Origin of the sequence: Escherichia sp. TC-EC600-tetX4, from assembly GCF_019356055.1 — a bacterium.
GTDB lineage: Bacteria > Pseudomonadota > Gammaproteobacteria > Enterobacterales > Enterobacteriaceae.
The window spans coordinates 3,234,935-3,253,017 of record NZ_CP079924.1 but is presented as its reverse complement, the minus strand read 5'-3'; the positions used below and the strand labels follow the sequence as shown (position 1 = coordinate 3,253,017).

The window sequence follows — 18,083 nt, the reverse complement described above, 5'->3', positions numbered from 1 at the left end:
GAGGATGAGCATTCCATTCACCCGCTGGCCGGAAGAGTTTGCCCGTCGCTATCGGGAAAAAGGCTACTGGCAGGATTTGCCGCTGACCGACATTCTGACGCGACATGCTGCGAGTGACAGCATCGCGGTTATCGACGGCGAGCGACAGTTGAGTTATCGGGAGCTGAATCAGGCGGCGGATAACCTCGCGTGTAGTTTACGCCGTCAGGGCATTAAACCTGGTGAAACCGCGCTGGTACAACTGGGTAACGTCGCTGAATTGTATATTACCTTTTTCGCGCTGCTGAAACTGGGCGTTGCGCCGGTGCTGGCGTTGTTCAGCCATCAGCGTAGTGAACTGAACGCCTATGCCAGCCAGATTGAACCCGCATTGCTGATTGCCGATCGCCAACATGCGCTGTTTAGCGGGGATGATTTCCTCAATACTTTCGTCACAGAACATTCCTCCATTCGCGTGGTGCAACTGCTCAACGACAGCGGTGAGCATAACTTGCAGGATGCGATTAACCATCCGGCTGAGGATTTTACTGCCACGCCATCACCTGCTGATGAAGTGGCCTATTTCCAGCTTTCCGGTGGCACCACCGGCACACCGAAACTGATCCCGCGCACTCATAACGACTACTACTACAGCGTGCGTCGTAGCGTCGAGATTTGTCAGTTCACACAACAGACACGCTACCTGTGCGCGATCCCGGCGGCTCATAACTACGCCATGAGTTCGCCAGGATCGCTGGGCGTCTTTCTTGCCGGAGGAACGGTTGTTCTGGCGGCCGATCCCAGCGCCACGCTCTGTTTCCCATTGATTGAAAAACATCAGGTTAACGTTACCGCGCTGGTGCCACCCGCAGTCAGCCTGTGGTTGCAGGCGCTGATCGAAGGCGAAAGCCGGGCGCAGCTTGCCTCGCTGAAACTGTTACAGGTCGGCGGCGCACGTCTTTCTGCCACCCTTGCGGCGCGTATTCCCGCTGAGATTGGCTGTCAGTTGCAGCAGGTGTTTGGCATGGCGGAAGGGCTGGTGAACTACACCCGACTTGATGATAGCGCGGAGAAAATTATCCATACCCAGGGTTACCCAATGTGTCCGGATGACGAAGTATGGGTTGCCGATGCCGAAGGAAATCCACTGCCGCAAGGGGAAGTCGGACGCCTGATGACGCGCGGGCCGTACACCTTCCGCGGCTATTACAAAAGTCCACAGCACAATGCCAGCGCCTTTGATGCCAACGGTTTTTACTGTTCCGGCGATCTGATCTCTATTGATCCAGAGGGTTACATCACCGTGCAGGGGCGCGAGAAAGATCAGATTAACCGTGGCGGCGAGAAGATCGCTGCCGAAGAGATCGAAAACCTGCTGCTGCGCCACCCGGCGGTGATCTACGCCGCACTGGTGAGCATGGAAGATGAGCTGATGGGCGAAAAAAGCTGCGCTTATCTGGTGGTAAAAGAGCCGCTGCGCGCGGTGCAGGTGCGTCGTTTCCTGCGTGAACAGGGTATTGCCGAATTTAAATTACCGGATCGCGTGGAGTGTGTGGATTCACTTCCGCTGACGGCGGTCGGGAAAGTCGATAAAAAACAATTACGTCAGTGGCTGGCGTCACGCGCATCAGCCTGAAGGAGAGAACACGATGGCTATTCCAAAATTACAGGCTTACGCACTGCCGGAGTCTCACGATATTCCGCAGAATAAAGTTGACTGGGCCTTTGAACCGCAACGTGCCGCGTTGTTAATCCATGATATGCAGGACTATTTTGTCAGCTTCTGGGGCGAGAACTGCCCGATGATGGAGCAGGTGATCGCGAATATTGCTGCGCTGCGCGACTACTGCAAACAGCACAATATCCCGGTTTATTACACCGCCCAGCCGAAAGAGCAGAGCGATGAAGATCGGGCGCTGTTGAATGATATGTGGGGGCCGGGCCTGACCCGCTCGCCGGAACAGCAAAAGGTGGTGGATCGCCTGACGCCAGATGCCGACGACACGGTGCTGGTGAAGTGGCGCTACAGCGCGTTTCATCGTTCTCCGCTGGAGCAAATGCTGAAAGAGAGTGGACGTAACCAGCTGATTATTACCGGGGTATATGCCCACATTGGCTGTATGACCACCGCAACCGACGCATTTATGCGCGATATTAAACCGTTTATGGTGGCGGATGCGCTGGCCGATTTCAGCCGTGACGAGCATTTGATGTCGCTGAAATATGTGGCCGGACGTTCTGGCCGGGTGGTGATGACTGAAGAATTACTGCCAGCACCTATCCCCGCCAGCAAAGCGGCGCTGCGTGAGGTGATCCTGCCGTTGCTGGACGAGTCCGATGAACCGTTCGATGACGACAACCTGATCGACTACGGTCTGGATTCGGTGCGCATGATGGCGCTGGCGGCGCGCTGGCGCAAAGTGCATGGTGATATCGACTTTGTCATGCTGGCGAAAAACCCGACCATCGACGCCTGGTGGAAGCTACTCTCCCGCGAGGTGAAATAATGGATTTCAGCGGTAAAAATGTCTGGGTAACCGGCGCAGGTAAAGGTATCGGCTACGCCACGGCGCTGGCGTTTGTTGAGGCGGGAGCGAAAGTTACAGGTTTTGATCAAGCGTTCACTCAGGAGCAATATCCCTTTGCGACCGAAGTGATGGATGTTGCCGACGCTGCGCAGGTCGCGCAAGTGTGTCAGCGACTGTTAGCTGAAACGGAGCGACTGGACGCGCTGGTCAATGCGGCGGGAATTTTACGCATGGGCGCGACCGATCAGCTCAGTAAAGAGGACTGGCAGCAGACTTTTGCGGTTAACGTCGGCGGTGCGTTTAACCTGTTCCAGCAAACCATGAACCAGTTTCGCCGTCAGCGGGGCGGGGCGATTGTCACTGTGGCGTCCGACGCCGCGCACACGCCGCGTATTGGCATGAGTGCTTATGGCGCATCGAAAGCGGCGCTGAAAAGCCTGGCGTTGAGCGTCGGGCTGGAACTGGCGGGTAGCGGCGTGCGCTGTAATGTGGTTTCGCCTGGCTCCACCGACACCGATATGCAACGCACGCTGTGGGTGAGCGATGACGCCGAAGAACAGCGTATTCGCGGCTTTGGCGAGCAGTTTAAACTCGGCATTCCGCTGGGGAAAATCGCCCGTCCACAAGAGATCGCCAACACGATTTTGTTCCTCGCCTCTGACCTCGCCAGCCATATTACCCTACAGGATATTGTGGTCGATGGCGGCTCAACGCTGGGGGCATAAGCATGATCTGGAAACGCCATTTAACGCTCGACGAACTGAACGCCACCAGCGATAACACAATGGTGGCGCATCTGGGAATTGTGTATACCCGTCTGGGCGATGATGTGCTGGAAGCCGAAATGCCGGTTGATACCCGTACTCATCAGCCGTTCGGTTTACTACATGGCGGCGCGTCGGCGGCGCTGGCGGAAACGCTGGGATCGATGGCCGGATTTATGATGACCCGCGACGGACAGTGTGTGGTAGGCACAGAACTTAATGCAACACACCATCGCCCGGTGTCTGAGGGAAAGGTACGCGGCGTCTGCCAGCCGCTGCATCTTGGTCGGCAAAATCAGAGCTGGGAAATCGTCGTTTTCGATGAACAGGGGCGGCGTTGCTGCACTTGTCGGCTGGGTACGGCAGTTTTGGGATGAACCCGACAGAATTAGATGAGATTGCAGGAAAACTCGGTTAACGGAGTGATCGAGTTAACATTGTTAAGTTAAATATTGGTTTCAACTCCGATTTACATGGTTGCTGTGTTGTTAAATTGTACAAAGATGTTATAGAAACAAAATGTAACATCTCTATGGACACGCACACGGATAACAACTATGAACAAATCAGGGAAATACCTCGTCTGGACAGTGCTCTCTGTAATGGGAGCATTTGCTCTGGGATACATTGCTTTAAATCGTGGGGAACAGATCAACGCGCTGTGGATTGTGGTGGCGTCGGTCTGTATCTATCTGATCGCTTACCGTTTTTATGGGCTGTATATCGCCAAAAATGTGCTGGCGGTTGACCCGACGCGTATGACGCCAGCGGTGCGCCATAACGACGGGCTGGACTATGTGCCGACGGACAAGAAAGTGCTGTTCGGTCACCATTTTGCGGCCATTGCCGGAGCAGGTCCGCTGGTGGGGCCGGTACTGGCGGCGCAAATGGGCTACCTGCCGGGGATGATCTGGCTGCTCGCTGGGGTGGTTCTCGCCGGTGCGGTGCAGGATTTCATGGTGCTGTTTGTTTCTACGCGCCGTGACGGTCGCTCGCTGGGTGAGCTGGTCAAAGAAGAGATGGGGCCAACCGCCGGGGTGATTGCGCTGGTGGCCTGCTTTATGATCATGGTCATTATCCTTGCAGTGCTGGCGATGATCGTGGTGAAAGCCCTGACTCATAGCCCGTGGGGAACATATACCGTTGCGTTCACCATTCCGCTGGCGCTGTTTATGGGGATCTACCTGCGCTATCTGCGTCCGGGGCGTATTGGCGAAGTGTCGGTCATCGGTCTGGTATTCCTGATTTTCGCCATTATCTCTGGCGGCTGGGTGGCAGAAAGTCCGACCTGGGCACCGTACTTTGACTTTACCGGCGTGCAGTTGACCTGGATGCTGGTGGGTTACGGTTTTGTGGCGGCGGTGCTGCCGGTGTGGTTACTGCTGGCCCCGCGTGACTACCTCTCTACCTTCCTGAAAATCGGGACTATCGTCGGTCTGGCGGTAGGCATTTTGATTATGCGCCCGACGCTGACCATGCCTGCGCTGACCAAATTTGTCGATGGCACTGGCCCGGTATGGACCGGTAACCTGTTCCCGTTCCTGTTTATCACCATCGCCTGTGGCGCGGTGTCTGGCTTCCATGCGCTGATCTCTTCTGGGACCACGCCGAAGATGCTGGCGAACGAAGGGCAGGCGTGCTTTATCGGCTACGGTGGGATGTTAATGGAATCCTTCGTGGCGATTATGGCGCTGGTTTCCGCCTGTATCATCGATCCGGGCGTGTATTTTGCCATGAACAGCCCGATGGCGGTGCTGGCTCCGGCAGGGACGGCGGATGTGGTCGCTTCTGCCGCGCAGGTGGTGAGTAGCTGGGGCTTTAGCATTACACCAGATACGCTAAACCAGATTGCCAGCGAAGTGGGTGAACAGTCGATCATTTCCCGTGCGGGCGGTGCGCCGACGCTGGCGGTGGGGATGGCCTACATTCTGCACGGCGCGCTGGGCGGCATGATGGATGTGGCGTTCTGGTATCACTTCGCCATTTTGTTTGAAGCACTGTTTATTCTGACGGCGGTGGATGCAGGTACGCGTGCTGCGCGCTTTATGTTGCAGGATCTGCTGGGCGTGGTGTCTCCTGGCCTGAAGCGGACCGATTCACTGCCTGCTAACCTGCTGGCAACAGCGCTGTGCGTACTGGCGTGGGGCTACTTCCTCCATCAGGGCGTGGTCGATCCGCTGGGCGGCATTAACACTCTGTGGCCGCTGTTTGGTATTGCCAACCAGATGCTGGCAGGGATGGCGCTGATGCTCTGTGCCGTGGTGTTGTTCAAGATGAAACGTCAACGTTACGCCTGGGTGGCGCTGGTACCAACGGCCTGGCTGCTGATTTGTACCCTGACCGCAGGCTGGCAGAAAGCGTTTAGCCCGGATGCGAAAGTCGGCTTCCTGGCCATTGCTAATAAGTTCCAGGCAATGATCGACAGCGGCAATATTCCGTCGCAGTATACTGAGTCACAGCTGGCGCAACTGGTGTTCAACAACCGTCTGGATGCCGGGTTAACCATCTTCTTTATGGTGGTCGTGGTGGTTCTGGCACTGTTCTCGATTAAGACGGCACTTGCGGCATTGAAAGATCCGAAGCCAACGGCGAAAGAAACGCCGTATGAACCAATGCCGGAAAATGTCGAGGAGATCGTGGCGCAGGCAAAAGGCGCACACTAAAGTCAGAGTGAGGGGGGGATGTTGGCGAATGTTGGCTTAGTGCCCAGGGTTCCCTCTCACCCTAACCCTCTCCCCGGTGGGGCGAGGGGACTGACCGAGCGCGTTGATAGCATTTGTAGGCCGGATAAGGCGTTCACGCCGCATCCGGCACTCTTTCAGCAACATGGTTAGCGGAGGCCAAGATGTTTGATTCACTGGCAAAAGCCGGAAAATATTTAGGTCAGGCGGCGAAGCTGATGATTGGTATGCCTGATTACGACAACTATGTCGAACATATGCGGGTTAACCATCCCGATCAAACGCCGATGACCTACGAAGAGTTTTTCCGTGAGCGGCAGGACGCGCGCTACGGTGGAAAAGGCGGCGCGCGCTGCTGCTAAATTTGTACGTCAGGCTTTAAACGATTCCACTTTTTTGAACGCTGCACGCAACGTATCTGGTGTCAGCGTGACTGGCAGGTAATGAATGGACTCCACCGGACGCAGGGTGTGGGCAATCACTTTGTCGATCTCCGCCTGATTATTGATATCCACTTCCAGCTCCGCCAGTGTAGTCGGCAGATGAAAACGCTGATACGCTCCAGTTAATTGCGCCAGCACATCATCCTGACCCAGCAAGGCGCTTTGCACCAGAATTCCGTAGGCGACTTTGGTGCCGTGGAGAAACTTCTCGGTTTGCGGCAGCACGGTCAGACCGTTATGCACGGCATGAGCTGCCGCCACACGCGTAAAACGATCGCCCAGACCACCAACCATCCCACCACCAGCAATAATAGCATCCACCACATCGCAAAATGATTGCGTTAACTGTTGATTTTGCTGATCGCTCAGCGCCTGTTCGCTACTGTTTAACAAGACGTCGCGAATGGCTTGCGCATTATTGATCCCCAGTCGCACGGTTAGCGGCAACGTTTCTGGTTGCGGAGCCAGCACCACCGCTTCATACCATTTCGCCAGCGTGTCACCGATCCCCGCCAGCAGATATTGTTGCGGTGCATTGAGGATAATCTCCGGTTCCACCAGCACCATAAAATTGGCGTCGTCGAAAATCTCATAATGCAGCGCCTGTCCGGCATCATTATACCAGACGGAGAGCGGTGTCCAGGCGGCGCAGGTGGCGGCGATCGTCGGAACGGCAACAAACGGCAGACCGAGACGGCGGGCGAGGGCTTTCGCGGTGTCGAGCAGTGCACCGCCACCGACGCCAATCACCACGCTGCGGTCGTCACCGGACTCAGCCGCCAGTTGTTGTACATCGCTTTCGCTGCAATGACCGCGAAACAAAATATGCTTTGCCCCTGGCAGTCCAAACGCTGGCGGAAGTTTGGTTTGCGCCGCAGCAATGGCGCGTTTGCCGTAGATCCACACCGCGCGAGAAAGTTGTTCATCAGTGAAAAAATCGTGCAGGTGATTGAAACTTCCTGGATGTGAAAAGTAGTTAGCCGGGCCGACGACCACGCGGATAGGATTGTGAGGCATGTTGTGTTGTCCTTATTGTTTTATTTAGACATCTAAACGTCTTGATTGCCAAATACTAGCATCGTGTTATAGTGCCTTCAACACGCAACTTCGTCAGGTACAATAAAAATGACAAATAACCCTCTGATTCCACAAAGCAAACTTCCACAACTTGGCACCACTATTTTCACCCAGATGAGCGCGCTGGCGCAGCAACACCAGGCGATTAACCTGTCGCAAGGCTTTCCTGATTTTGATGGTCCGCGCTATTTACAGGAGCGGCTGGCGCACCACGTTGCACAGGGGGCAAACCAATACGCGCCCATGACCGGCGTGCAGGCCTTGCGCGAGGCGATTGCTCAGAAAACGGAACGTTTGTATGGCTATCAACCAGATGCCGATAGCGATATCACCGTAACGGCAGGGGCGACGGAAGCGTTATACGCGGCGATTACCGCACTGGTGCGCAATGGCGATGAAGTGATTTGTTTTGATCCCAGCTATGACAGTTACGCCCCCGCCATCGCGCTTTCTGGGGGAATAGTGAAGCGTATGGCACTGCAACCACCGCATTTTCGCGTTGACTGGCAGGAATTTGCCGCATTATTAAGCGAGCGCACCAGACTGGTGATCCTCAACACTCCGCATAACCCCAGTGCAACTGTCTGGCAGCAGGCTGATTTCGCCGCTTTGTGGCAGGCGATCGCCGGGCACGAGATTTTTGTCATTAGCGATGAAGTCTACGAGCACATCAACTTTTCACAACAGGGCCATGCCAGTGTGCTGGCGCATCCGCAGCTGCGTGAGCGGGCAGTGGCGGTTTCTTCATTTGGCAAGACCTATCATATGACCGGCTGGAAAGTGGGTTATTGTGTTGCGCCAGCGCCCATCAGCGCCGAAATTCGCAAGGTACATCAGTATCTGACCTTTTCGGTGAATACCCCGGCACAGCTGGCGCTTGCTGATATGCTACGTGCAGAACCTGAGCATTATCTTGCGTTACCGGACTTTTATCGCCAGAAGCGCGATATTCTGGTGAATGCTTTAAATGAAAGCCGGCTGGAGATTTTACCGTGTGAAGGTACATACTTTTTGCTGGTGGATTACAGCGCGGTTTCTACCCTGGATGATGTTGAGTTTTGCCAGTGGCTGACGCAGGAGCACGGCGTAGCGGCGATTCCGCTGTCGGTGTTTTGCGCCGATCCCTTCCCACATAAACTGATTCGTCTCTGTTTTGCCAAGAAGGAATCGACGTTGCTGGCAGCAGCTGAACGCCTGCGCCAGCTTTAGCTATTTAACCGTCCAGGCGCGGGAATATTGACGGTCGGCAAACAACTCTTGCAGGCCGTTAATTTGCTTCAGGCGCAGCACTTCGTCGCTGTCCATTCCCAGCTCTTTGCCAATTTTATTATCGTCCCATCCCAACTGGCTAAGTTCACGGACGATTTCCGACATGGCGGTGATTTGATGGCGTCCACGAGCGCGATTATGACGAATAGTCGCGGCGATGCGTTGATTACGCGTACCTTCCAGACAGGTCACCGGCAAATAACCTTTTAAGCGTAATTTTAATGATGATGAGCCTTTACCAATTTCATGGCGGTGAAAACCATCCACGATTTCCATGGCATTTTTATCCGTATGTGTGACCACAATGGGTTGGGTAAAACCATCTATTTCAATGGATTTTTGCAGCAGTTTTTTTTCGGGTGGTGCCACGTTGTTTGGGTTGTAATCATTAGGCATAAGTTGGCTGTTTTTAACCCACAGAACGCAATCCACTGGCTCTTCACGAAAGGGGCTAACCTGATGGATCGCCATGCGGATTTCATTAATCGCTTTGATGCGATCATCTTCCGGCAAGCTGGCGAGAAATTGCGTTAAATCCTGCGTTAATCGTTGTTGCATAGTATCCCCCATTCCTGACGTTTTCCTTTTATCCGTTCGTTATAACGCTGATAGTTCTTCGATTTTGTGGGGCTAAATGATAATGCCCGACACCAGTAATCGTTATTGAGTAAAACTTTGCATATCCGCCGCCAGGAGGGGATATCTTTCGCGCCAATGTCCCCTTGCTGGGTTTGTGGAACCTCGATGCCTTTTTTCTGATACCAGTGCAAATAAATGGCGATTTTATTGCGGTAATGCTCAGCTGTTTTTTCCGGCATGCTATTGAGCAGCAATAATGCATATTCTTGCCAGTCTAAATGTTCTGGCTTGAGGATTTTCCGATGCCCATAGAAATGATTGTCATGTCCGGCGTAAATGCCGCCACTTTTTACCCCGCTGACTCGTGCGCACATAGCAGCCCAGCGATCCGGTTCGATAACGTGATAGAGCCATAATCCTTGTCGTTGCTCCGGGCCAAAAGGTTCGCAAATTCGCATATGACGCAGAGGAACGCCTGCCTGATACATTAGGTTATACAGTGGGTTGCAGAGACTTTGATGATTTGCATACCAGGTCCAGATATCAGCCACTTTCCAGTCGTAAATGGGGTAAATGTACCAGCTATGACCGCCTGGTGCGGCCGTAGTCCAGGGTTTATCGTCGGCAAAACGTTGTTTATTTAAACTGGCGATGGCGACAAAACGGTTGTAGGACTCATCCGCACGGATGCCGATCATCATCGCCGCCGGACGTTTTTGTGAAAACCATTCGGCAAACTCACGTACAAATTGTTCGAAGGTCATGCCTGGCTGGTAAAAGCAGAAAAAGTCAGGGTCGGTTATCGCATCTTGGGGAGGTTGACGTACCCATTCGACATCAGGTTCCCAGCACTGCCATTCGGGTTGGTATTGTGAAAGGGAATTTTGCGTCGTAAGCGGGAGCGCAACCCAGTAAAACTCTTCGATGACATCGGTGTACAACTCGCGCAGGGACTGAACATAGTTAATGGTGCAAGAGAATTGCGCCTCCCAGTCGATAAACAAAACGCAGATTTTTTTGCCCATTTGTCGGGCAAGTTCGGCTGTCAGATGCAGCATTAAACCAGAGTCTTTGCCGCCAGAAAATGAGACACAAACGCGGGGTAGGGTGTTGAGTGTCCAGGTAATACGCTCTCGTGCAGCTTCCAGAATATTGAGCGGAAGAGGAATTTTATAAATAGACATCTGAAGACGCTCTCTGAACGTTACAGGGTGATCAGTGAGATAAGTCTGTTAATTATAAAGTAAACACTGTAAAGCAGAGTGTTTTATTTTTCATTCGCGCTGTGAATAAATAGATGAAAGTTATAGTAGCTGTCTGTAGTTATATATCAAAAACTCTCATTTAGACGGTCAATAAATCGGGAGAACACCAAATTATTTAAAGAAGATTTATTATAGGAAATGTAAAGCTTTATTGAAGGTAACGGATGTTCTAGTTTTATCTCTTTTAAGTTAAGAAAGTCACGGTAGGAATTATAAAGTTCATAGGGGACTATTCCCAGTAAATCTGTAACTGCAATGCTATTAATGATTGTCAGCAAAGAGGAACCACGAAATGAGATTTTGCGATTCATAAATCTCTCGTCTATTTCCATTTGAATATCATCAACCCCTGCTGATTTAGATATTAATTGGGTGAACTCTTCTGCCATAATTTGTTCATAAGTGCTATTGTCAGTAATTCGTGGATGCCTATTACTACAAATTAGAGTATTGCGAATCGTATGCAATGGCATGCAAATGACGGAACGGCTGATCACTGGCATTTGGGTGATCACCAGATCGGCTTTGCGGTGAACCAACAGTTCTTCAGCATTCTCTGCTGACATGAGGATATCATGGCACTCAATCTCGACAGAGGAATCTTGCCGTAGGCAGCGGATCAGCATACTATTATTAGAGCAAGAAATGAGCTGAGGGCCGTAGATAATAAAGTTTTTCTTTAGTTCGGACTTATTGACTATATTAATTGTTTGTTCAAGGCCTCTGAGATTTTTCTCAAGATGGTGATGCAGATTTAACCCTGTTGTCGTCGGCGCGATACCTTTTCCTGAGCGAATGAATAAAGGGTCATTAAATTGCGCACGTAAGCGTTGTAACGACTGGCTCACGGCTGATGGGGTGATATATAGTGATTCAGCAGCTTTGCTAATGCTTAAATGCTGGTAAATACACTCAAATATGACAAGAAGATTTAAGTCGAACTTTTTCAAGTCGTAGAGATTGGCCATACACTACTCCGGTTATATTTTTCTTCCATGATATATTCACTTAATCAATGTTTTTTGCGTATATATTTTTATTGATTATGTTTTTTTGCTTAACTCAGGATTAAGTTTTTCTAAAATAGCACAGCCACTTAGGGCAGAGCGAGCAATTCATGCTTTTTTAGGATGGTTGAAAAGCAGGGATATAGTTCAACCATCCATGAATTACCTTTTATTTATTCCCCATAATGATATTAAGCGTTTTCTGATCGGGCAACCCCACGGCCTGTTGTAGCGTATTTTCCTTACTCATGTAATAGATAGCCGGCGTGACATTTGCCCCCAGATCGTCCATCAGTTTCTCATTGTCACTTAACACTTTCATTTGCTCTGTACTTACGTTTGCAGGCACGTTTAGCTTAAGCTTGCCACCAGAGGCTTCATATTGTTGCCAGGTTTTTGCGGGATCTTTGGAGGCAAGAATTGCCGCTGCTGTCGCCGGGCTTTCTGGCTTGATAACCCCAACCAACAATGTTCTTAATTGCACTTTGCCAGAATCTACCCACGGGCGCGCCTGCTGCCAGAACTGTTTACAATATGGGCAGAACGGATCGGCGAAGACGTAGACAATGACCGGCGCATCTTTTTTACCGTCGAGGAGCCAGTGGGATTGTTCCATCCGTTGCCACATTTCGCGTCCGGCTGGTGCGTAAATTTCTTTTTCGATAAGTGTGTTACTCAGGTTTTCACCTTTCTCGTTGTACATGTAACCAGAGATAGCGTGCTTACCATCTGGAGTCAGGTAGATGGTGACGCCCATATCCTGATACTTTCCGAGATAACCTTTCATTCCTCCGGGGGCATCGAATGTTTTGATGATTGTAATGCCCTGTTTTTCAATCGCTTTTACTGGAGCAGGAAGTTCCTCTGCGAAGGCGATTGCAGGAAGCAGAGCCAGTAAAAGTATCTTTTTTAACATTAATTTGTCCTTTTCAGTCAGTGCAAAAGTCGAGTAAAAGGCATAACCTATCACTGTCATAGGTAAGAGCTTAGATCAGGTGATTGCCCTTTGTTTATGAGGGTGTTGTAATCCATGTCGTTGTTGCATTTGTAAGGGCAACACCTCAGCCTGCAGGCAGGCACTGAAGATACCAAAGGGTAGTTCAGATTACACGGTCACCTGGAAAGGGGGCCATTTTACTTTTTATCGCCGCTGGCGGTGCAAAGTTCACAAAGTTGTCTTACGAAGGTTGTAAGGTAAAACTTATCGATTTGATAATGGAAACGCATTAGCCGAATCGGCAAAAATTGGTTACCTTACATCTCATCGAAAACACGGAGGAAGTATAGATGTCCTTGATTAACACCAAAATTAAACCTTTTAAAAACCAGGCATTCAAAAACGGCGAATTCATCGAAATCACCGAAAAAGATACCGAAGGCCGCTGGAGCGTCTTCTTCTTCTACCCGGCTGACTTTACTTTCGTATGCCCGACCGAACTGGGTGACGTTGCTGACCACTACGAAGAACTGCAGAAACTGGGCGTAGACGTATACGCAGTATCTACCGATACTCACTTCACCCACAAAGCATGGCACAGCAGCTCTGAAACCATCGCTAAAATCAAATATGCGATGATCGGCGACCCGACTGGCGCCCTGACCCGTAACTTCGACAACATGCGTGAAGATGAAGGTCTGGCTGACCGTGCGACCTTCGTTGTTGACCCGCAGGGTATCATCCAGGCAATCGAAGTTACCGCTGAAGGCATTGGCCGTGACGCGTCTGACCTGCTGCGTAAAATCAAAGCAGCACAGTACGTAGCTTCTCACCCAGGTGAAGTTTGCCCGGCTAAATGGAAAGAAGGTGAAGCAACTCTGGCTCCGTCTCTGGACCTGGTTGGTAAAATCTAAATTTCCTTCGTCTTTCACGCCATAGCGGCGTTGGCGTCGCCCGCTCACCCCGGTCACTTACTTGTGTAAGCTCCCGGGGATTCACAGGCTAGCCGCCTTGCTCTGACGCGAAATACTTCGGAAATTCACCTAATTCTTCGGGTGCTGCGGCACCCGATTTTCTTCCCCGCACCATGATGCAAGCTGCATCCAGGTAGCCGCAGAGGCCGCTTGCATGATGATGTTTAAAGCCCAGGAGATAAACATGCTCGACACAAATATGAAAACTCAACTCAAGGCTTACCTTGAGAAATTGACCAAGCCTGTTGAGTTAATTGCCACGCTGGATGACAGCGCTAAATCGGCAGAAATCAAGGAACTGTTGGCTGAAATCGCAGAACTGTCAGACAAAGTCACCTTTAAAGAAGATAACAGCTTGCCGGTGCGTAAGCCGTCTTTCCTGATCACCAACCCAGGTTCCAACCAGGGGCCACGTTTTGCAGGCTCCCCGCTGGGCCACGAGTTCACCTCGCTGGTACTGGCGTTGCTGTGGACCGGTGGTCATCCGTCGAAAGAAGCGCAGTCTCTGCTGGAGCAGATTCGCCATATTGACGGTGATTTTGAATTCGAAACCTATTACTCGCTCTCTTGCCACAACTGCCCGGACGTGGTGCAGGCGCTGAACCTGATGAGCGTACTGAACCCGCGCATCAAGCACACTGCAATTGACGGCGGCACCTTCCAGAACGAAATCACCGATCGCAACGTGATGGGCGTTCCGGCAGTGTTCGTAAACGGGAAAGAGTTTGGTCAGGGCCGCATGACGTTGACTGAAATCGTTGCCAAAATTGATACTGGCGCGGAAAAACGTGCGGCAGAAGAGCTGAACAAGCGTGATGCTTATGACGTATTAATCGTCGGTTCCGGCCCGGCGGGTGCAGCGGCAGCAATTTACTCCGCACGTAAAGGCATCCGTACCGGTCTGATGGGCGAACGTTTTGGTGGTCAGATCCTCGATACCGTTGATATCGAAAACTACATTTCTGTACCGAAGACTGAAGGGCAGAAGCTGGCAGGCGCACTGAAAGTTCACGTTGATGAATACGACGTTGATGTGATCGACAGCCAGAGCGCCAGCAAACTGATCCCAGCAGCAGTTGAAGGTGGTCTGCATCAGATTGAAACAGCTTCTGGCGCGGTACTGAAAGCACGCAGCATTATCGTGGCGACCGGTGCAAAATGGCGCAACATGAACGTTCCGGGCGAAGATCAGTATCGCACCAAAGGCGTGACCTACTGCCCGCACTGCGACGGCCCGCTGTTTAAAGGTAAACGCGTAGCGGTTATCGGCGGCGGTAACTCCGGCGTGGAAGCGGCAATTGACCTGGCGGGTATCGTTGAGCACGTAACGCTGCTGGAATTTGCGCCAGAAATGAAAGCCGACCAGGTTCTGCAGGACAAACTGCGCAGCCTGAAAAACGTCGACATTATTCTGAATGCGCAAACCACGGAAGTGAAAGGCGACGGCAGCAAAGTCGTTGGTCTGGAATATCGAGATCGTGTCAGCGGCGATATTCACAACATCGAACTGGCCGGTATTTTCGTCCAGATTGGTCTGCTGCCGAACACCAACTGGCTCGAAGGCGCAGTCGAACGTAACCGCATGGGCGAGATTATCATTGATGCGAAATGCGAAACCAACGTGAAAGGCGTGTTCGCAGCGGGTGACTGTACGACGGTTCCGTACAAGCAGATCATCATCGCCACTGGCGAAGGTGCCAAAGCCTCTCTGAGTGCTTTTGACTACCTGATTCGCACCAAAACTGCATAAGAAGAAGTAAGATTCACCTGCAATTGCTTAGCCGCCGGGGTCAAACCTGGCGGCTTTTTTATGGCATTAAAAAGCCCCGCCGGGATGGCTCCGGGCAGGGCGGGATACTTATTCTGGCAATTAACGCACAACCAGCACCGGCAGATTGGCGTGGCGGATCACGCTCGAGGCGTTAGAACCTAACAGATGGGTCGAAATCGATGGGTTGCGAGAACCAATAACTACAACATCAGCCCCCAGTTCTTCTGCCAACTCATTGACTTCATCCCGCACGCTACCAAAACGGACATGTTGTTTAATGCGGGAAGGATCGATGGTGAAGTGGCTGACCATCGTTTGCAGACGTTCTTGTGCTTCATGTTGCAGATGCTCTTCAAAACGACGCACATCAGCGGCAAAACGGTGCAGGCTCAGGCTGGCTGACCCGGGTAGTACGTGAAGTAGATGAATAACTCCGTCATCCTGGGCGAGGAATTCAGCGTGGCGAACAGCTTTGTCGCTCAATTCCATTTCAAATACATCAACTGGCATAATGATTGTCTTATACATAACCCTTTCTCCCTGTTAATCATGAACAAATCATTCGCCATGATTATAATATTTATCCCTGATATTTGTCTGGTTCTTTTTCCTTACGAACTGTTTCTGTGATGAATATATTCTCACTGAACACCAGGAATTCTCCCAAAACCTGTGGTACCGCCCGTTTTCCCGCTGTGATAGCTACCCTTAAAGACTGACTCTTTTTTGAACTGTCTCTGGAGGTTGCATGAAAGCATTGACTTATCACGGCCCACATCACGTTCAGGTAGAAAATGTTCCCGATCCGGGCGTTGAACAGGCAGATGATATTATTCTGCGTATTACGGCAACGGCGATCTGTGGCTCTGACCTCCATCTTTATCGAGGCAAAATACCTCAGGTTAAACATGGCGATATTTTTGGTCATGAATTTATGGGGGAAGTAGTTGAAACCGGAAAGGACGTAAAAAATTTGCAAAAAGGCGACCGAGTGGTAATTCCGTTCGTCATTGCTTGTGGCGACTGTTTTTTCTGTCGATTGCAACAATATGCCGCCTGCGAAAATACCAATGCGGGTAAAGGCGCTGCGCTCAATAAAAAACAGATACCAGCTCCAGCGGCATTGTTTGGTTATAGTCACCTGTATGGCGGCGTTCCTGGTGGGCAGGCGGAATATGTCCGCGTCCCTAAAGGGAATGTGGGGCCGTTTAAAGTACCGCCTTTGCTTTCAGATGATAAAGCGCTTTTCCTTTCTGATATTCTGCCAACGGCATGGCAGGCAGCAAAAAATGCGCAGATCCAACAAGGTTCAAGCGTTGCAGTCTATGGTGCTGGTCCTGTGGGATTGTTGACAATCGCCTGTGCACGGTTGCTCGGTGCGGAACAGATTTTTGTTGTTGATCATCATCCCTACCGCTTGCATTTCGCCGCCGACCGCTACGGCGCGATCCCGATTAATTTTGATGAAGACAGCGATCCGGCACAGTCAATTATTGAACAAACGGCAGGTCACCGGGGCGTGGATGCAGTAATAGACGCCGTCGGTTTTGAAGCGAAAGGCAGCACCACGGAAACGGTGCTGACTAACCTGAAACTGGAGGGCAGCAGCGGTAAAGCGTTGCGTCAGTGTATTGCGGCGGTCAGGCGTGGCGGCATTGTTAGCGTACCGGGCGTCTACGCTGGATTTATTCACGGTTTCCTGTTTGGCGACGCCTTTGATAAAGGGTTGTCGTTTAAAATGGGACAGACCCACGTTCACGCATGGCTGGGAGAATTATTACCGTTAATTGAGAAAGGATTACTGAAACCAGAAGAAATTGTTACCCACTATATGCCGTTTGAAGAGGCCGCCCGGGGATATGAGATTTTCGAAAAACGTGAAGAGGAGTGCCGTAAGGTGATTCTGGTACCCGGTGCACAAAGCGCAGAGGCGGCGCAGAAGGCGGTTTCAGGTCTGGTGAATGCGATGCCGGGGGGAACAATATGATCGTCAGGAGTGGTTTTCGAGGTAAAGGACAGCCATGACGATAATCGCCGCCATAATCAGAAATCCTATCAGGATGTAAAATGCTTCTGCCATGGTTATTCCCACAAACGAAACGGAATAATTTTGCAGCAAAAGTGAACAGTGAGAACCAGGAAAAATTGCTGATTTTGCGTAAAGAGGATGCGAGTGCATCCTCTGGGCAAAGCGAGTTATCGCTTGTGCAGATGGGATTAAAGCAGGTAGTCGCCAGCAGCTTCTGGCTGGTATTCGAGTTCCAGCACTTCAAGGTGGGTTGCAACGCCGCCCGGAAGTTCCCAGTGAATGGAATCGCCAACGCGCAGCCCCAGCAGTGCGGCACCTACCGGAGCCATAACGGAAAGCTGAGTATTGCTATCGGTCATTTTTGCCGGATACACCAGCGTGCGCACACGCACTTCGCCATCGCTAAGATTGCGGAATTTAACCCGGCTGTTCATTGTCACCACGTCGTGTGGCATCTCTTCTGGCGAACACATTTGGGCGCGATCCAACTCTGCGTTTAACGCGTCGGCGATTGGCAAACCAGCATAGGCGGGTTGCTCCAGCAGAATATCGATGCGTTCGGCATCCAGGTCGTTAATGATGATAGTTGGTCTGGACATTTTTACTCCATGTCGTCGGTGCTGCGAGTGTCGCAGATAAACATACCCAAAAGAAAACCCTCACCGTCAGGCGGCGAGGGTTTAACTCACATGATGATACTGACTGTTGCTCACTCTTTGAAGTGATTTGCGTCACATTCAGGGAATTCCTCAATGCAGCGCATTATGTATAAATCTTAAT

At 51.4% G+C, this 18,083-nt stretch carries 18 protein-coding genes; 10 read left to right on the top strand and 8 right to left on the bottom strand.

Features of this window, described 5'->3' with window-relative positions:
* Window positions 1-4 precede the first annotated feature (4 nt).
* From entE to KXD89_RS15800, 6 genes are all read left to right on the top strand, one after another.
* Window positions 5-1,615, top strand: coding sequence for a (2,3-dihydroxybenzoyl)adenylate synthase EntE (gene entE, locus KXD89_RS15825; protein ID WP_000026812.1), 1,611 nt, complete (start codon window positions 5-7; stop codon window positions 1,613-1,615).
* A 13-nt stretch (window positions 1,616-1,628) separates the two neighbouring features.
* Complete coding sequence (gene entB / locus KXD89_RS15820) at window positions 1,629-2,486, top strand: enterobactin biosynthesis bifunctional isochorismatase/aryl carrier protein EntB (protein WP_001007138.1); 858 nt, start codon at window positions 1,629-1,631, stop codon at window positions 2,484-2,486.
* Window positions 2,486-3,232, top strand: a complete 747-nt coding sequence (entA, locus tag KXD89_RS15815; protein ID WP_000347651.1) for a 2,3-dihydro-2,3-dihydroxybenzoate dehydrogenase EntA — start codon at window positions 2,486-2,488, stop codon at window positions 3,230-3,232. The genes entB and entA overlap by 1 nt, the downstream gene beginning before the upstream one ends.
* Window positions 3,233-3,234: 2 nt before the next feature.
* The gene (gene entH, locus KXD89_RS15810; protein WP_000637953.1) at window positions 3,235-3,648 is read left to right on the top strand and encodes a proofreading thioesterase EntH; all 414 of its coding nucleotides are present in this window, start codon (window positions 3,235-3,237) and stop codon (window positions 3,646-3,648) included.
* Window positions 3,649-3,828: 180 nt separating this feature from the next.
* A complete protein-coding gene (cstA, locus tag KXD89_RS15805; RefSeq protein ID WP_001043156.1) occupies window positions 3,829-5,934 on the top strand; it encodes a pyruvate/proton symporter CstA in 2,106 nt (701 codons plus the stop codon).
* 182 nt (window positions 5,935-6,116) lie between these two features.
* Window positions 6,117-6,314, top strand: a complete 198-nt coding sequence (locus KXD89_RS15800; protein WP_000460431.1) for a YbdD/YjiX family protein — start codon at window positions 6,117-6,119, stop codon at window positions 6,312-6,314.
* 9 nt (window positions 6,315-6,323) lie between these two features.
* Here the strand turns inward: KXD89_RS15800 and hcxA are convergent, their stop codons facing one another.
* Window positions 6,324-7,412: a hydroxycarboxylate dehydrogenase HcxA gene (gene hcxA / locus KXD89_RS15795; RefSeq protein ID WP_001120441.1), complete on the bottom strand. Its 1,089-nt coding sequence runs from the start codon at window positions 7,410-7,412 to the stop codon at window positions 6,324-6,326.
* A 108-nt stretch (window positions 7,413-7,520) separates the two neighbouring features.
* Here hcxA and ybdL point away from each other — a divergent pair, with 108 nt between their 5' ends.
* On the top strand, window positions 7,521-8,681 hold the full coding sequence (gene ybdL, locus KXD89_RS15790) for a methionine-oxo-acid transaminase (protein ID WP_000183907.1): 1,161 nt from the start codon (window positions 7,521-7,523) through the stop codon (window positions 8,679-8,681).
* Here the strand turns inward: ybdL and KXD89_RS15785 are convergent, their stop codons facing one another.
* The 4 genes from KXD89_RS15785 to dsbG form a co-directional block, all read right to left on the bottom strand.
* Window positions 8,682-9,311, bottom strand: a complete 630-nt coding sequence (locus KXD89_RS15785) for a ParB/RepB/Spo0J family partition protein (RefSeq protein ID WP_000502945.1) — start codon at window positions 9,309-9,311, stop codon at window positions 8,682-8,684.
* Entirely contained in the window at window positions 9,284-10,504 is a 1,221-nt protein-coding gene (locus KXD89_RS15780) for a phosphoadenosine phosphosulfate reductase (RefSeq protein ID WP_000029814.1), read from the bottom strand. Before KXD89_RS15780 ends, KXD89_RS15785 begins: the two co-directional genes overlap by 28 nt.
* A gap of 146 nt (window positions 10,505-10,650) precedes the next feature.
* A complete protein-coding gene (locus KXD89_RS15775; protein ID WP_000002474.1) occupies window positions 10,651-11,553 on the bottom strand; it encodes a LysR family transcriptional regulator in 903 nt (300 codons plus the stop codon).
* 208 nt (window positions 11,554-11,761) lie between these two features.
* On the bottom strand, window positions 11,762-12,508 hold the full coding sequence (dsbG, locus tag KXD89_RS15770; RefSeq protein ID WP_000913829.1) for a thiol:disulfide interchange protein DsbG: 747 nt from the start codon (window positions 12,506-12,508) through the stop codon (window positions 11,762-11,764).
* 371 nt (window positions 12,509-12,879) lie between these two features.
* Between dsbG and ahpC the strand changes: the two genes are divergently transcribed.
* Both ahpC and ahpF read left to right on the top strand, forming a co-directional pair.
* Window positions 12,880-13,443, top strand: a complete 564-nt coding sequence (gene ahpC, locus KXD89_RS15765; protein WP_000052796.1) for an alkyl hydroperoxide reductase subunit C — start codon at window positions 12,880-12,882, stop codon at window positions 13,441-13,443.
* Between the two features lie 244 nt (window positions 13,444-13,687).
* On the top strand, window positions 13,688-15,253 hold the full coding sequence (gene ahpF / locus KXD89_RS15760) for an alkyl hydroperoxide reductase subunit F (protein ID WP_000887629.1): 1,566 nt from the start codon (window positions 13,688-13,690) through the stop codon (window positions 15,251-15,253).
* Window positions 15,254-15,373: 120 nt separating this feature from the next.
* Here ahpF and uspG read toward each other — a convergent pair whose 3' ends face one another.
* On the bottom strand, window positions 15,374-15,802 hold the full coding sequence (gene uspG / locus KXD89_RS15755; protein WP_000278509.1) for a universal stress protein UspG: 429 nt from the start codon (window positions 15,800-15,802) through the stop codon (window positions 15,374-15,376).
* A gap of 220 nt (window positions 15,803-16,022) precedes the next feature.
* On the opposite strand from uspG, the gene KXD89_RS15750 reads away from it, so the two are divergent.
* Window positions 16,023-17,261 (top strand): zinc-dependent alcohol dehydrogenase, encoded by a 1,239-nt coding sequence (locus KXD89_RS15750; protein ID WP_000646173.1) that lies wholly within the window; start codon window positions 16,023-16,025, stop codon window positions 17,259-17,261.
* A 3-nt stretch (window positions 17,262-17,264) separates the two neighbouring features.
* Here the strand turns inward: KXD89_RS15750 and yldA are convergent, their stop codons facing one another.
* Together yldA and rnk are read right to left on the bottom strand one after the other, a co-directional pair.
* Window positions 17,265-17,354, bottom strand: coding sequence for a small membrane protein YldA (yldA, locus tag KXD89_RS22485; protein WP_000796528.1), 90 nt, complete (start codon window positions 17,352-17,354; stop codon window positions 17,265-17,267).
* Window positions 17,355-17,491: 137 nt separating this feature from the next.
* The gene (gene rnk, locus KXD89_RS15745) at window positions 17,492-17,902 is read right to left on the bottom strand and encodes a nucleoside diphosphate kinase regulator (RefSeq protein WP_000089731.1); all 411 of its coding nucleotides are present in this window, start codon (window positions 17,900-17,902) and stop codon (window positions 17,492-17,494) included.
* Between the last annotated feature and the right edge of the window lie 181 nt (window positions 17,903-18,083).

What these genes read in the sequence shown, in the direction of transcription:
- entE (WP_000026812.1), top strand. Translation starts at nt 5, where the DNA reads ATGAGCATTCCATTCACCCGCTGGCCGGAAGAGTTTGCCCGTCGCTAT.
- entB (WP_001007138.1), top strand. Translation starts at nt 1,629, where the DNA reads ATGGCTATTCCAAAATTACAGGCTTACGCACTGCCGGAGTCTCACGAT.
- entA (WP_000347651.1), top strand. Translation starts at nt 2,486, where the DNA reads ATGGATTTCAGCGGTAAAAATGTCTGGGTAACCGGCGCAGGTAAAGGT.
- entH (WP_000637953.1), top strand. Translation starts at nt 3,235, where the DNA reads ATGATCTGGAAACGCCATTTAACGCTCGACGAACTGAACGCCACCAGC.
- cstA (WP_001043156.1), top strand. Translation starts at nt 3,829, where the DNA reads ATGAACAAATCAGGGAAATACCTCGTCTGGACAGTGCTCTCTGTAATG.
- KXD89_RS15800 (WP_000460431.1), top strand. Translation starts at nt 6,117, where the DNA reads ATGTTTGATTCACTGGCAAAAGCCGGAAAATATTTAGGTCAGGCGGCG.
- hcxA (WP_001120441.1), bottom strand. Translation starts at nt 7,412, where the DNA reads ATGCCTCACAATCCTATCCGCGTGGTCGTCGGCCCGGCTAACTACTTT.
- ybdL (WP_000183907.1), top strand. Translation starts at nt 7,521, where the DNA reads ATGACAAATAACCCTCTGATTCCACAAAGCAAACTTCCACAACTTGGC.
- KXD89_RS15785 (WP_000502945.1), bottom strand. Translation starts at nt 9,311, where the DNA reads ATGGGGGATACTATGCAACAACGATTAACGCAGGATTTAACGCAATTT.
- KXD89_RS15780 (WP_000029814.1), bottom strand. Translation starts at nt 10,504, where the DNA reads ATGTCTATTTATAAAATTCCTCTTCCGCTCAATATTCTGGAAGCTGCA.
- KXD89_RS15775 (WP_000002474.1), bottom strand. Translation starts at nt 11,553, where the DNA reads ATGGCCAATCTCTACGACTTGAAAAAGTTCGACTTAAATCTTCTTGTC.
- dsbG (WP_000913829.1), bottom strand. Translation starts at nt 12,508, where the DNA reads ATGTTAAAAAAGATACTTTTACTGGCTCTGCTTCCTGCAATCGCCTTC.
- ahpC (WP_000052796.1), top strand. Translation starts at nt 12,880, where the DNA reads ATGTCCTTGATTAACACCAAAATTAAACCTTTTAAAAACCAGGCATTC.
- ahpF (WP_000887629.1), top strand. Translation starts at nt 13,688, where the DNA reads ATGCTCGACACAAATATGAAAACTCAACTCAAGGCTTACCTTGAGAAA.
- uspG (WP_000278509.1), bottom strand. Translation starts at nt 15,802, where the DNA reads ATGTATAAGACAATCATTATGCCAGTTGATGTATTTGAAATGGAATTG.
- KXD89_RS15750 (WP_000646173.1), top strand. Translation starts at nt 16,023, where the DNA reads ATGAAAGCATTGACTTATCACGGCCCACATCACGTTCAGGTAGAAAAT.
- yldA (WP_000796528.1), bottom strand. Translation starts at nt 17,354, where the DNA reads ATGGCAGAAGCATTTTACATCCTGATAGGATTTCTGATTATGGCGGCG.
- rnk (WP_000089731.1), bottom strand. Translation starts at nt 17,902, where the DNA reads ATGTCCAGACCAACTATCATCATTAACGACCTGGATGCCGAACGCATC.